At 65.2% G+C, this 14,709-nt stretch carries 9 protein-coding genes; 4 read left to right on the forward strand and 5 right to left on the reverse strand.

Going from position 1 to position 14,709, the window contains the following annotated elements:
- Positions 1-109: 109 nt before the first annotated feature.
- Complete coding sequence (gene icmF, locus ACNKW1_RS06020; protein ID WP_418363674.1) at positions 110-3,376, reverse strand: fused isobutyryl-CoA mutase/GTPase IcmF; 3,267 nt, start codon at positions 3,374-3,376, stop codon at positions 110-112.
- A gap of 240 nt (positions 3,377-3,616) precedes the next feature.
- Between icmF and ACNKW1_RS06025 the strand changes: the two genes are divergently transcribed.
- The 4 genes from ACNKW1_RS06025 to ACNKW1_RS06040 all read left to right on the forward strand — a co-directional run bounded on the left by ACNKW1_RS06025 (position 3,617) and on the right by ACNKW1_RS06040 (position 8,205).
- A complete protein-coding gene (locus ACNKW1_RS06025) occupies positions 3,617-4,597 on the forward strand; it encodes an AraC family transcriptional regulator (protein WP_418363787.1) in 981 nt (326 codons plus the stop codon).
- A gap of 167 nt (positions 4,598-4,764) precedes the next feature.
- Positions 4,765-6,861, forward strand: a complete 2,097-nt coding sequence (locus ACNKW1_RS06030) for a PAS-domain containing protein (RefSeq protein ID WP_418363675.1) — start codon at positions 4,765-4,767, stop codon at positions 6,859-6,861.
- Positions 6,852-7,580, forward strand: coding sequence for a response regulator transcription factor (locus ACNKW1_RS06035; protein WP_418363676.1), 729 nt, complete (start codon positions 6,852-6,854; stop codon positions 7,578-7,580). The genes ACNKW1_RS06030 and ACNKW1_RS06035 overlap by 10 nt, the downstream gene beginning before the upstream one ends.
- Before the next feature lie 145 nt (positions 7,581-7,725).
- Entirely contained in the window at positions 7,726-8,205 is a 480-nt protein-coding gene (locus ACNKW1_RS06040; RefSeq protein ID WP_418363677.1) for a VOC family protein, read from the forward strand.
- Between the two features lie 118 nt (positions 8,206-8,323).
- Here ACNKW1_RS06040 and ACNKW1_RS06045 read toward each other — a convergent pair whose 3' ends face one another.
- From ACNKW1_RS06045 to ACNKW1_RS06060, 4 genes are all read right to left on the reverse strand, one after another.
- A complete protein-coding gene (locus ACNKW1_RS06045; protein WP_418363678.1) occupies positions 8,324-9,190 on the reverse strand; it encodes a neutral zinc metallopeptidase in 867 nt (288 codons plus the stop codon).
- A 99-nt stretch (positions 9,191-9,289) separates the two neighbouring features.
- Positions 9,290-10,693: a KamA family radical SAM protein gene (locus tag ACNKW1_RS06050; RefSeq protein ID WP_418363679.1), complete on the reverse strand. Its 1,404-nt coding sequence runs from the start codon at positions 10,691-10,693 to the stop codon at positions 9,290-9,292.
- Positions 10,694-11,135: 442 nt separating this feature from the next.
- On the reverse strand, positions 11,136-13,124 hold the full coding sequence (accC, locus tag ACNKW1_RS06055; protein WP_418363680.1) for an acetyl-CoA carboxylase biotin carboxylase subunit: 1,989 nt from the start codon (positions 13,122-13,124) through the stop codon (positions 11,136-11,138).
- 22 nt (positions 13,125-13,146) lie between these two features.
- The gene (locus ACNKW1_RS06060; protein ID WP_418363681.1) at positions 13,147-14,679 is read right to left on the reverse strand and encodes an acyl-CoA carboxylase subunit beta; all 1,533 of its coding nucleotides are present in this window, start codon (positions 14,677-14,679) and stop codon (positions 13,147-13,149) included.
- Positions 14,680-14,709 lie beyond the last annotated feature (30 nt).

Here is a 14,709-nt window from a genome sequence, read left to right on the forward strand (position 1 = left end):
AGGTGCCAGCGAATGGAGGCACAGCATGGGGGCCCCGAATCGGGGTGGTAAAAAAAACGGCGCCGAAGCGCCGTGTCCCAATTGGGAGAGGGGGGAGAAACCTTGAGGCTTACATGCTACGGCGGTACTGGCCACCGACCTTGTACAGCGCCTCGGTGATCTGGCCCAGCGAGCAATAGCGCACCGCATCGACCAGCACTTCGAACACGTTGCTGTTGTCGATGACGGCCTGCTGCAGCTTGGCCTGCCACTTGGGCGCCTCGGCCTTGTTGCGGGCGTGGAAGTCGGCGAGGCGCTTCAACTGGCCCTGCTTCTCTTCCTCGGTCGAACGCGCCAGCTCGATCTCCTGCTGGGCCTGGCCCTTCGGGTTGAGGAAGGTGTTCACGCCAATGATCGGGTAGGAGCCGTCGTGCTTCTTGTGCTCGTAGTAGAGCGACTCCTCCTGGATCTTGCCGCGCTGGTAGCCGGTCTCCATCGCGCCGAGCACGCCGCCGCGCGACGCGATGGCCTCGAACTCCTTGAGCACCGCTTCTTCGACGAGGTCGGTGAGTTCCTCGATGATGAAGGCGCCCTGGTTCGGGTTCTCGTTCTTGGCCAGACCCCACTCGCGGTTGATGATTAGCTGGATCGCCATCGCGCGCCGCACGGACTCTTCGGTCGGGGTGGTGATCGCCTCGTCGTAGGCGTTGGTGTGCAGCGAGTTGCAGTTGTCGTAGATCGCGATCAGCGCCTGCAGCGTGGTGCGGATGTCGTTGAAGTCCATCTCCTGCGCATGCAGCGAGCGGCCCGAAGTCTGCACGTGGTACTTCAGCTTCTGGCTGCGCTCGTTGGCGCCGTACTTGTTCTTCATCGCCACCGCCCAGATGCGGCGGGCGACGCGGCCGATCACCGAGTACTCGGGGTCCATGCCGTTGCTGAAGAAGAAGGACAGGTTGGGCGCGAAATCGTCGATGTGCATGCCGCGCGCCAGGTACGACTCGACGTAGGTGAAGCCGTTCGACAGCGTGAAGGCGAGCTGGCTGATCGGGTTCGCGCCGGCCTCGGCGATGTGGTAGCCGGAGATCGACACCGAGTAGAAGTTCTGCACCTTGTTATGGACGAAGTACTCCTGGATGTCGCCCATCATCTTGAGCGCGAACTCGGTGCTGAAGATGCAGGTGTTCTGGCCCTGATCTTCCTTCAGGATGTCGGCCTGCACCGTGCCGCGCACGGTCGACAGCGTCCAGGCCTTGATCTTGGCGTACTCGTCCTCGGTCGGGTCGCGACCGTTGTCGGCCTTGAACTTGGCGATCTGCTGGTCGAGCGCGGTGTTGAAGAAGAAGGCCAGGATGATCGGCGCCGGGCCGTTGATCGTCATCGACACCGAGGTGGTCGGCGCGCACAGGTCGAAGCCGTCGTACAGCACCTTCATGTCGTCGAGCGTGGCGATGGACACGCCGGAGTTGCCGATCTTGCCGTAGATGTCCGGACGCAGGTCGGGGTCGCAGCCGTACAGGGTGACCGAGTCGAAGGCGGTCGACAGGCGGTGCGCCGGCATGCCCTCGGACACCTTCTTGAAGCGGCGGTTGGTGCGGAAGGCGTCGCCCTCGCCCGCGAACATGCGGGTCGGGTCCTCGCCTTCGCGCTTGAACGCGAACACACCGGCGGTGTAGGGGAAGGAGCCGGGAACGTTCTCCTTCATCAGGAACTTGAGCGTCTCGCCCTCGTCCTCGAAGTTGGGCAACGCCACCTTGCGGATCTTGCTGCCCGACAGCGAGGTGTGGGTGAGCTGGGTACGGATCTCCTTGTCGCGGATCTTCACCACGTACTCGTCCGCTGCGTACAGCGCCTTCTCGGTCGGCCACTGCTCGAGCAGCTTCTTGGCCTGCGGGGTGAGTTCGCCGTCCTTCCAGTTGATCAGCTCGTCGAACGAGCCGGCATCCTTGCCGCACTGCTCGAACAGGCCCTTCGCGATCTTCAGCGACTGGCGCTCGCGTGCGACGCGCGCCTGCTGCTCGACCTGCTTGTGATAGCCGCGGACGGTGTCGGCGATCTCGGCCAGGTAGCGGGTACGGTCAGCCGGGACGATGGCGCGCCCTTCGGACGAGGCGCGGACCTTCACCACCGGCAGCTTGCTCTTGGCGACCTTCAGGCCCTTGCCCACCAGCGCCGGCAGCATGGCCTGGTACAGCGCGGTGACGCCGTCGTCGTTGAAGCGCGCGGCCATGGTGCCGAACACGGGCATCTCTTCCGGACGCTGGCTGAACAGCTCGCGGTTGCGCTGGTACTGCTTGGCGACGTCGCGCAGCGCATCCTGCGCGCCCTTGCGGTCGAACTTGTTGATGGCGACGAAGTCGGCGAAGTCGAGCATGTCGATCTTCTCGAGTTGGCTGGCGGCGCCGAACTCGGGGGTCATCACGTACAGCGACAGATCGACGAAGGGCACGATCGCGGCGTTGCCCTGGCCGATGCCGGAGGTCTCGACCACCACCAGGTCGAAGCCCGCCAGCTTGCACGCAGCGATGACTTCGGGCAGCGCGGCCGAGACTTCCGAACCGGTGTCGCGGGTGGCGAGCGAGCGCATGTAGATGTTGTCGTGCTCGATCGCGTTCATGCGGATGCGGTCGCCCAGCAGCGCGCCGCCGGTACGCTTGCGCGAGGGGTCGATCGACACGATTGCGAGCTTGAGCTTGTCGTCCTGGTCGAGACGGAAGCGGCGCACGAGCTCGTCGGTGAGCGAGGACTTGCCCGCACCGCCGGTGCCGGTGATGCCCAGCGTCGGCACCTTGGTCTTGGCCGCGGCGTCGATCAGCGCTTTCTTGACGTCGTCGCCATAGCCACCATTCTCGAGCGCGGTGATGATCTGTGCCAGCGCACGACGGTCGCCGGCGGCGAGCGCCTTCAGCACCGCATCGGCCTTTTGTGGCGCAGCCTTGGTGACGTCGAGATCACAGCGCTCGACGACGCTGTTGATCATGCCCTGCAGGCCCATCTTGGCGCCGTCCTCGGGCGAGAAGATGTGGGTGACGCCGTATTCGTGCAATTCCTTGATCTCAGCTGGCACGATCACGCCGCCGCCGCCGCCGAAGACCTTGATGTTCTCGCCGCCGTTGGCCTTGAGCAGGTCGATCATGTACTTGAAGAACTCGACGTGACCGCCCTGGTAGCTGGTGATCGCGATGCCCTGCACATCTTCCTGCAGCGCGGCGTTGACGATCTCGCCCACCGAACGGTTGTGACCGAGATGGATCACCTCGGAGCCGGTCGACTGCAGGATGCGGCGCATGATGTTGATCGAGGCATCGTGGCCGTCGAACAGTGCCGCGGCGGTGACGAAGCGCACCTTGTTCTTGGGCTTGTAGGGCGAGAGCTTGTGCGCAACGCTCAGGTCGGTCATGTCGAACCTCTCCATGGAATGGGCTAACTCTGCAATTTTAGAAGGCCCGCGAGCGGTTCGCCATTGCGCTTGCGGACGCCGATCGTGCAAAATCTGCCAATCTATATCGATTCCATGCCGATCCGAAGCGTCATGCCTGCCCAGTTCCCGGCTTCCAAGCAAGCGCACATCGCGCCTCCTGCGCCGTCGGCGCGCAGCCGACGGCGCAGGGCAACGGTTGCCACGGGCTTCGTCACCGGCATGCTTTCGGGCCTTCAGGGGCGCGGCGTGGACACCGCGCCCCTGCTCGCGCGCGCCGGCATCGCCCTTGCAGATACCGCCAGCCGCGTGCCAGTCGAACGCTACGCGGTGCTGTACAACCTGTGCATCGAAGCCCTGCAGGACGAAGCGTTCGGGCTGCTGCCACAACCCATGCCGGTGGGCAGCTTCGAGTTCCTGTGCCGCGCCATGCTGGGCGCCCCCACGCTGGAAGAGGCGCTCAATCGCGCCATCCGTTTCCTGCGCATCGTGCTTCCGGCCTTTCAGGTCCGTATACAGCGTGATGGTGCACGCGCCGAGCTCGTGCTGGACGACGGCGGCAGCCTCGGCGACGCGCGGGATTCACCCGCTCGCGTGTTCGCCTACGAATGGCTGCTGCGTCTGCTGCACGGCGTGGCAAGCTGGTTCGTAGGCCGAGGCCTGGCACTCGACGCGGTGGAGTTCCCCTACTCCCGCCCGCAGCATGCGGAGGACTACGCCCTGGTCTACACCGAGCACTCGCACTTCGACGCCGCACAGCTGGTGGCCCGGCTGCAGGCAAACCTGCTCGATCTGCCGCTGCGCCGCGACGAGGCAGCGCTCGCTGGTTTTCTCCACGGCGCACCGGGCAAGATCACCATGCTCTACCGCCGCGACCGCGAAATGGTGTTCCGCGTGCGCGACATCCTGCGCGACGCCCTGCCACTGAACCTATCGCTCGAGGACGTTGCCGACCGTCTGCACCTGTCCCCCCGCACCCTGCACCGGCGGCTCGAGGAGGAAGGCTCGGGCTTTCGCACCATCAAGGAGGCCACGCGACGCGACATCGCCTATGCGCGCCTGGCCAAGACACAGCACCCCGTCGCAAACATCGCGGCCGAACTGGGTTACGCTGATCCGTCCACCTTCTACCGCGCCTTTGTCGCCTGGTCGGGGATGTCTCCGGAGCGCTTTCGGAACCAGGCGCGCCCGCGCGCACGCTGAGCGGCGCATGGTGCGTTGCGAGGTTGACGTTAACGTCAATCTTTCGCCAACATAGTCCGGCGACGCGCCGCCCACATGCGGGATCCCGCCCATTACGGGAACGGCCGAATCGTGCAAAGATTCCGGGCACAGGATCCCGGCCACGTCAAGGACACACGGAGACAGCCTTGGGCAGCACGTCCCCCGCTGAAGACAACGGCACCCCCGCGGCGGCATTGTCACCCGAGCAGCGCAGGCGCTACGACCTGCTGCTGGCAGGGTTGGATCTGCTCGACCAGGCCATTGCCGTATTCGACGCCACGCCGAAACTCGTCACCTGGAACAAGGCGCTGCTGCGCCTGCTCGACTTTCCCGAGTCGATGGTGCGCGTGGGCACGCCCTTCGAGGCTTTCGTCCGCTTCAACGCCGAGCGCGGCGAGTACGGCCCGGGAGACATCGAACCCCTGATCCGGGAGCGCATGGCCGCCGCGCGCAGCTTCGAGCCGCACTACGTCGAGCGCGCGCGCCCGAATGGACGCATCCTCGCTGTCCGGGGCGTGCCGATCCCCAACCTCGGCTTCGTCTCGCTCTGGACCGACATCACCGAACAGCGTCGCTACGCGGCGGTGATCGAGGAGCAGAACACCCGGCTCGAGGCGCGTGTGCGCGAACGCACCTCCGAGTTGCAGGCGGCCAACGCACGTCTCGCGCAGGCGAACATCGAGATCGACGACATCGCCGGCGCACTACGTCGCAGCGAGAACCGGCTGCAACTGATCATCGACTCGATCCCGGCCCTGATCGCCTACGTGGACCGCGACAACATCTATCGCTTCGCGAACAAGGGCTACGCGGATTGGTTCGGGCTGACCAAGGAGTCGATTACCGGTCGCAGCATCGAGCAGGTGTTCGGGCAGGAGATCTTCACGCAGATCCTGCCTTACCTCGAGCGTGCGCGGGATGGCGAGCAGGTCAGCTACGAGTACGCCCGCCAGCTCGGCGACGGGCGCACCGTGCATGCACGCAGCGTGATCGTGCCCGAGTTCGCCTCCGACGGCACCACCGTGGGCTTCTTCGTGATGTCGACCGACATCACCGAGCAGAAGGCCAGTCAGGCCGCCCTGGTGCAGGCGCAGAAGATGGAGGCTGTCGGACAACTGACCGGCGGCCTTGCGCACGACTTCAACAACCTGCTCACCATCATCATCGGCAACCTGTCCGCGCTGCAGCAGCGCATCGGTGGCGGTGCGGGCGCCGAGTTCGTCGACCCATCCCTTCAGGCAGCGCGCCGCGGTGCGGAGCTGATCCGCCGCCTGCTCACCTTCTCGCGTCGGCAGACGCTGGAGCCGCGCGCAGTCGAGGTCGGCGCGCTGGTGCACAACATGACCCACCTGCTCGCGCGCACACTGGGCGAAACCATCCGCATCCACCTGCGCATGCCCCAGGCGCCGCTGCATGCGCTCGTGGACCCACACCAACTCGAGAACGCGATCCTGAACCTCGCAATCAACGCACGCGACGCCATGCCGGAGGGTGGCGAACTCACCATCGCGGTGGCGCCGCGCAAGCTCGACAAGGCACTCTCGACCGTGGTCGAGGTACCACCGGGCGACTACGTACAGATCGACGTGGGCGACAGCGGAAAGGGCATCGAGCCCGCAGTGCTGCAGCGCGTGTTCGAACCCTTCTTCACCACAAAACCCTTCGGCGGCGGCAGCGGCCTCGGGCTGTCGATGGTGTACGGCTTCGTACGCCAGTCGGGAGGCAACATCCGCATCCGCAGCACGCCCGGACGTGGCACGCATGTGCGCTTCGTGCTGCCGACAACAAGCGAAACAGCGATTGCCGAGAGCGCCGCACCGCGCCCCGCCGCCAACCTCACCGCCCTGTCCGGACCGGTGCTGCTGGTGGAGGACGAGCCCGAGGTGCGCAAGGTCATCCGCCTGCAGCTCACCACGCTCGGGTACACCGTGATCGAGGCTGCAGACGGCGTGGAGGCGCTCGGCCTGCTGCAGAATGTGGACGACATCGCGCTGCTGGTCAGCGACACGGTCATGCCCGGCGGCATCGGAGGACGCGAACTGGCGCGTCGCGCGCGCGCCCTTCGCGCGGATCTGCCGATCCTGCTCGTCACCGGGTACGCAAGCGAAACCGCACACGCAGACGATCTGCCTGCAGGCGTTCCGACCCTGCGCAAACCCTTCGACCAGGCCGCACTCGCCAGCGTGCTCGCTTCGGTTCTGACCTCGAATGCCCCGACGGAGACTGCCCCGCAATGCCCATGAGCCCGACCGACACCGCGCAGCCGACCATCTTTGTGCTCGAGGACGATCCCGATGTCGCGCGCCTGACCTGCATGAGCCTGGGCGAGTACGGTTTTCGCTGCGAACACATGAGCACCGGCCGCCAGTTGCTCATGCGTTCGCGGCAGACGGCGCCCGAGCTGTGCATCATCGACCTCGGTCTGCCGGACATGGACGGCATGCAGGTCGTACGCGAGCTCCAGGAGGGCAGCCCCTGCGCCGTGCTCATCCTCACCGGCCGCAACGACGTTACCGACCGTGTGCTCGGGCTCGAGCTCGGTGCGGACGATTACATCGTCAAGCCTTTCGAGCCACGCGAGCTTGTCGCACGCGTGCGTTCCATCCTGCGTCGCTATCAGCGCAGCGCAAGCCCATCCCAGGCGGACGCCCCCAACAGCGCACGCTTCGCCGGCTGGGAATTCGACGCCGCCCAGCACGCGCTCACCGCTCCAGACGGGCGCACGCTCTCACTCTCGGCAGCCGAGGCGGGCCTGTTGCTGACGCTGTTGCGCAGGCCGAACAAGATCCTTTCTCGCGAGCAGTTGCTCGGCGACCGCGACCTCGACCCCTTCGACCGCAGCATCGACGTGCGAATCTCGCGTCTGCGGCGCAAGCTCGACGACGACCCGCAGAACCCACGCCTGATCAAGACCGTCTACGGTGCCGGCTACCTCTTTTCGGCGCAGGTCGAGTGGTGCTGAGGGAGAAATGGCGAGCCGAAGGGCGAGCGGGCCGGAAACGATCGGCCAACGAATGGCGCAGACGAGACCCGCGTACGGGCATCCGCAGCGTCGGCCTTGCTGGCTATAATTATGAATTCTTAACTTCAGATCACAGGTACCCGCCATGTCCCAGCGCCCGTTCAAGATCCTCGGCATTCAGCAGATCGCCATCGGTGGTCCGAGCAAGGAAAAGCTCAAGACCCTGTGGGTCGACATGCTTGGGCTGGAAGTCACCGGGAACTTCGTCTCCGAACGCGAGAACGTGGACGAGGACATCTGCGCCATGGGCAGCGGCCCGTTCAAGGTCGAGGTGGACCTGATGCAGCCGCTGGACCCGGAGAAGAAGCCCGCGGTGCACGCTACGCCCCTGAACCATGTCGGCCTGTGGGTGGACGACCTCCCCAAGGCGGTGGAGTGGCTGAACGCCAGCGGCGTGCGCTTCGCACCGGGCGGAATCCGGCGCGGCGCGGCCGGCTACGACATCACCTTCCTGCACCCGAAGGGCAACGAGGCGTTCCCGATCGGTGGCGAGGGCGTGCTGGTCGAGCTGGTTCAGGCCCCACAGGAGGTCATCGAGGCCTTCGCCCGGCTCGCCGGCAACTGATCCACTGCACCCGAAGGCACAAGGGCCTGCCAAGGCCGGCCCGCCTTCGGGCTTCCCGGCGCTGAAGCCGCCGGGTTCAGGCGCTTCGTCCGCAAAATGCGCCCGCGTACGAGCCCTCTCAGAGCGATGACGCGGAGAAGGTGTCGCAACTGCGCAGCGCCCCGCTCTGCAGTCCATTGCCGAACCAGCGTGCGCGTTGGGCCGCGCTGCCGTGCGTGAAGCTGTCCGGCACCGCATATCCCTGCGCACGCTTCTGCATGCGGTCGTCACCGACCGCGCTCGCAGCCGCCAGCCCCTCCTCGATATCGCCCGCCTCCAGCACCTGCCGCGCGCGCTGTGCGTGGTGTGCCCAGACACCCGCGAGGCAGTCGGCCTGGAGCTCGAGCCGCACCGAAAGCTGGTTCGCCTCACGCTCCGAAACCTGCTGACGGGTCTGTTGCACCTTGTCCAGAATGCCGAGCAGGTGCTGCACATGATGGCCGACCTCGTGCGCGATCACATAGGCTTGGGCGAAGTCCCCTGGCGCGCCGAAGCGCCGATGCAGCTCATCGAAGAAGGAGAGATCGAGATAGACCTTGCCGTCCGCCGGACAGTAGAACGGCCCCATCTCTGCCTGGCCGACACCGCAGGCGCTGCGCGTGGCGCCGGTGTAGAGCACCAGCCCCGGCTCACGATACTGCGCACCGCCAGCCTTGAAGATCGGCCCCCAGGTGTCCTCGGTATCCGCCAGCACCATGGACACGAAACGCGCCATCCCGTCTTCCGCCTCCGTGCGCGGCGAAGCCGTCCGAGGCGATTCGACGGCAGGGGGCGCCGCCACGTCGGCGGTGTTGAGCACTAGGCTCGGATCGATGCCGAAATACATCGCGACCAGCGCCAGAATAAGGGTGCCGATCCCGATCTTTCCGCCGCCGCCGAGCCTTCGACCGCCTTGCCCTCGCCGGTCCTCGACGTTGCGGCTTTCCCTGCCATTACGGAAATCCATGCCCCTGCTCCCCGCGCCGATCGATGATTCGATCATAGCAGCCCGAACGGAAGAAGGGCCCGCGCAGGCGAGCCCTTCCCGGTGCAGGGGATACCCGGATCAGGCAGCCGCCAGGCGGTCTTCCCGGATCGCGTCGTACTCGTCCTGCCAGAACCACTTGGTCTCGCCGAACGCGGGCACGAGCTGATCCAGCCAGGTCGCCTCTTCGTCGTACTTCGCGAAGAAGGGGCGCTGCACCCAGTCGGGATTGCGCCCCTGGATGAAGCGCAGCACGAACACCTTCTCTCCCGCGATCTCGGTCACCCCCTGAATCTCCACCTTGCCCGGGCTTGCGCTCATGCTCGGGCCGCGCGCGGTACGGGCGAGGCCCGACACCTGCTGGATCGCCTGCTGGTAGATCTCCCAGGCGCGCGCGAGCGGCACCTCGAAGTAGTTTCGCGCGCCGGTGTCGCGTTCGACGAACATGTAGTACGGCACCAGTCCGAGCTTGACCTCCATCTTCCACAGCTTGGCCCACACCGCCGGGTCGTCGTTGATATGCGCGATCAGCGGCCCCTGCGCGCGGATCACCGCACCCGTCGCGCGCACGCGGCGGACCGCGGCCTGCGCAACCTCGGTGTCGAGTTCCTTCCAATGGTTGTAGTGCGCCATGATGGCGACGTGCTTGCCGGCCTCGACCAGTTGCGTGAGCAGGCGCATCAGGTCATCGGCATCTTCGGCCCCCAGGAAGCGGTGCGGCCAGAAAGTCAGCGCCTTGGTACCGATCCGGATGGTCTGGATGTGATCGAACTCGGGCCGCAGCAGCGGCTCGAGGTAGTCGCGCAGATGCCGCGTCCTCATCACCATCGGATCGCCGCCGGTGACAAGCAGGTCGGTGAGCTCGGTATGCTTGCGCAGATAGTCGTGCAGCGCGTTCGCCTCGGACGAGGCGATGCGCAACTCCTTGTCGCCAACGAACTGTGCCCAGCGGAAGCAGAAGGTGCAGTAGCTGTGGCAAGTCTGTCCCTGGCTGGGGAAGAACAACACCGTTTCGCGGTACTTGTGCTGCATGCCATCGAGCGGCTTGCCGTGTTCGTCGAGCGGCATGTTCATCTGCATCTGGTCGGCCGGATGCGGATTGAGCGCGTGGCGCACTTCGGCGATCGCACCCTCGAGCACATCCTTCGGCGCCTCGCTGCGCACCAGCTCGGCGATACGCGCATAGTGCTGCGGGGCGAGCATGCCGCGCTGCGGAAAGGTGAGCTGGAAGATCGGGTCGGCAGGGACATTGCTCCAGTCGATCAATTCGTCGATCACGTACTGGTTCACACGGAAAGGCAACACCGACGAAACCACCTTCATCTCGAAGCGTTGCTCCGGAGACAGCTGCGAAAGCTGTTCGATCCGGTCCAGATCACGCTGGGTATACACCTTGAATGGCACCGGCTCGAAGAATCCGGCAGCAGCCTTGGGAGCCGCGGCGCGGCTGGATACGGCCTTGAGTGCATGCACTTGAGCGCTCATGAAAGGTCCTCCTGGTCTGTTCTTGTCTCGCGGAACGGTCTCGCGCCGCCCACGGCACCGCACCGCATGTCGGAACATCGGCGCGTGGCTTGCATGGATGATGTGGAAGGGCCCTGCGGAATCAGGCTGCTGGGCAGCCCGGGGCCTGGATTGCACACCCCCTGGGAGAGGGGGCGGATGAGCGACCTGGATGATAGGTCACAAATTTGTTTTGCACAAATTTACAGATGCGTGGATGTGACCGGGCACGCATCCGAAAGTTCACTGCGCGCGCGCGCCAGCGCCTCCGATGGACGTTTCCTAAGGCCACACTGCCCGACCGCACAGGGCAGCAAATGCGCGAAGAACCAAAAAAAAGGCCTGCTTGCGCAGGCCCCGTGCCGACAGGCACCCGGGCGTTGCCCGGGTCTCCCTCCCCATCGATCGAAAGAAGTGAGTCCGATTACTCGAACTCGATGATCACTTCATCCACGGACAGGCTGGCACCCGGCTTCGCGACGATCTTCTTCACCTTGCCGTCCTGCTCGGCCTTGAGCACGTTCTCCATCTTCATCGCTTCGATGATGGCGAGCTTCTCGCCCGCCTTCACTTCCTGCCCCTCGCTCACCGAAACCTCGCGCAGCAGGCCCGGCATCGGCGACAGCAGGAACTTCGACAGGTCGGGCGGAAGCTTCTCCGGCATCAGCGACAGCAGGTGTGCGGCGCGCACCGTCATGACCATGGGCTCCACCTGCAGCCCGAAATGCGAGATGCAGTAACGCAGGCCGCGGCGCTCGATCTGCAGGCCGATCGGTGCGCCATTGACGGTGCCGGAGAACAACAGGTCGCCGAAGGCCCAGTCGGAAACGATGTTGTAGGTCTTGCCCTCGTGGGTAACAGCGAGCCCCCCCTCGACCGCAGCGACGTGCATCGGATACTGCTTACCGCCCATGACCACCACCCAATCCGTGGCCACCTTGCGGCCATGGCCGGAGAGTTGCCCCTCGATCTGCACCGCACGCTCGATGTAGCGCATGCGCGCGAAGGTGGCGACCGCGGCCAGCAGCGCCGGATCATCATGCGGCACCATCGAGGCGTCGAAGCCTTGCGGATACTCCTCCGCGATGAAGCCGGTGTTGAAGTTGCCCGAGCAGAAGCGCGGATGCTGCAGCAGCGCGGCCTGGAAGGGAATGTTCGAACTGATGCCGCGAATCACGAAGGCGTTGAGCGCGTCCCGCATGCGCTCGATGGCTTCCTGGCGGTCCTTGCCGTGCACGATGAGCTTGGCGATCATCGAGTCGTAGAACATCGAGATCTCGCCGCCTTCATACACGCCGGTGTCGACACGCACGCCATTGCCCTCGGCCGGCGCCTGGAACTTCACCAGGCGGCCGGTGGACGGCAGGAAGCCGCGGAACGGGTCTTCGGCGTTGATGCGGCATTCCATCGACCAGCCGTCGATCTTCACGTCGGCCTGGCTGAGGGGCAGCTTCTCGCCATACGCCACGCGGATCATCTGCTCGACGAGGTCGAGGCCGGTGATCAGCTCGGTGACCGGGTGCTCGACCTGCAGGCGGGTGTTCATCTCCAGGAAGTAGAACTCCTTGGTGGCGCCGGAGACGACGAACTCGACCGTGCCGGCAGACTCGTAGTTCACCGCACGCGCCAGCGCCACGGCCTGCTCGCCCATCGCCTTGCGCATCTCGGGGTCGACGAAGGGGCTCGGCGCCTCCTCGATGACCTTCTGGTGACGACGCTGGATCGAGCAGTCGCGCTCGTTCAGATAGACGTAGTTGCCGTGCGAATCGCCCAGCACCTGGATCTCGATGTGGCGCGGCTCGAGCACGTACTTCTCGATGAAGACGCGGTCGTCACCGAAGGCGTTGCGCGCTTCGTTGACGCAGGAGGCGAAGCCTTCATGCGCTTCCTTGTCGTTGAAGGCCACGCGCAGACCCTTGCCGCCACCACCGGCGGAGGCCTTGATCATCACCGGGTAGCCGATCTTCTTCGCGATCTCGACGGCCTCGTCGGGGCCGGAGATCGCGTCGTTGTAGCCGGGAATGGTGTTCACGCCCGCTTCGATCGCCAGCTTCTTCGACTCGATCTTGTCGCCCATCTTGGCGACCGAGTAATGCTTCGGGCCAATGAACTTGATGCCTTCTTCTTCCAGGCGGCGCGAGAACTCGGCGTTCTCGGACAGAAAGCCGTAGCCCGGATGCACCGCCTCGGCGCCGGTCTGCTTGCAGGCGGCGATGATCTTGTCGATCACCAGATAAGACTCTTTGGACGGCGCCGGGCCGATGCAGACGGCCTCATCAGCCATCTCCACGAATAGCGCGGCCTTGTCCGCCTCGGAATGCACCGCGACGGTGGCGATGCCCATCTTGCGGGCGGTCTTGATGACGCGGCAGGCAATCTCGCCACGGTTTGCAATCAGGATCTTCTTGAACATGTGACTATTCCTCGTACGCGGATCAGAGCGGGATGTTGCCGTGCTTGCGCCACGGGTTGTCCAGCTGCTTGTCGCGCAGCATGGCCAGCGAACGGCAGACGCGCTTGCGCGTGTTGTGCGGCATGATCACGTCGTCGATGAAGCCGCGGTGCGCCGCGACGAAGGGGTTGGCGAAACGCGCCTTGTATTCGGCCTCGCGCTGGGCGAGCTTCTCGGCGTCGTTCTTTTCTTCGCGGAAGATGATCTCGACCGCGCCCTTGGCGCCCATCACCGCGATCTCGGCGCTCGGCCAGGCGAGGTTGACGTCACCGCGCAGATGCTTGGACGACATCACGTCGTAGGCACCGCCGTAGGCCTTGCGGGTGATGATGGTGACCTTGGGCACGGTGCACTCGGCGTAGGCATAGAGCAGCTTGGCGCCGTGCTTGATGATGCCGCCGTACTCCTGCGAGGTGCCGGGCATGAAGCCCGGAACGTCCACCAGCGTGACCACCGGGATGTTGAAGGCGTCGCAGAAGCGCACGAAGCGGGCAGCCTTGATCGAGCTCTTGATGTCGAGGCAACCGGCCAGCACCAGCGGCTGGTTGGCGACGATACCCACCGGCTGGCCTTCCATGCGTGCCAGGCCGATGATGATGTTCTTGGCGTAATCGGGCTGCAGCTCGAAGAAATCGCCGTCATCGACCATCTTGACGATCAGCTCCTTCATGTCGTACGGCTGGTTGGGATTCTCCGGGACCAGGGTGTCGAGCGACATCTCGATGCGATCGGCCGGGTCGGCGCACGGGATGACCGGCGGCTTCTCGCGGTTGCTCGCGGGCAAGAAGCCGACCAGACGGCGGGTCATCATCAAGGCCTCGACGTCATTCTCGAACGCGAGGTCGGCCACACCCGACTTGGTGTTGTGGGTGATCGCGCCGCCCAGCTCCTCGGCCGTGACCTCCTCGTGGGTCACGGTCTTCACGACCTCGGGGCCGGTCACGAACATGTAGGACGAGTCCTTGACCATGAAGATGAAGTCGGTCATCGCCGGGCTATACACCGCACCGCCGGCGCAGGGCCCCATGATCAGGGAGATCTGAGGGATCACGCCCGAGGCCAGCACGTTGCGCTGGAACACGTCGGCATAGCCGCCAAGCGAGTCGACCCCCTCCTGGATGCGGGCGCCGCCCGAGTCGTTGAGCCCGATCACGGGCGCACCGACCTTCATCGCGTGGTCCATGACCTTGCAGATCTTCTCTGCGTGGGTCTCCGACAGCGAGCCGCCGAACACGGTGAAGTCCTGCGAAAACACGAACACCAGCCGACCGTTGACCGTGCCGTACCCGGTCACCACGCCGTCACCGGGGATGTGGTCGGCGTCCATGCCGAACTCGGTGCAGCGGTGCTCCTTGTACATGTCCCACTCTTCGAAGCTGTCGTCGTCGAGCAGCAGCTCAATGCGCTCGCGCGCGGTGAGCTTTCCCTTGCGGTGCTGCGCGTCGATGCGCTTCTGGCCGCCACCGAGGCGGGCCAGTTCGCGCTTCTCCTCGAGCTGGCGAATGATGTTTTGCATGAGTGTGATCTCCTGTCAGATCTTGAGTTT

This window comes from Thauera sp. WH-2 (assembly GCF_048321015.1).
GTDB lineage: Bacteria > Pseudomonadota > Gammaproteobacteria > Burkholderiales > Rhodocyclaceae > Thauera.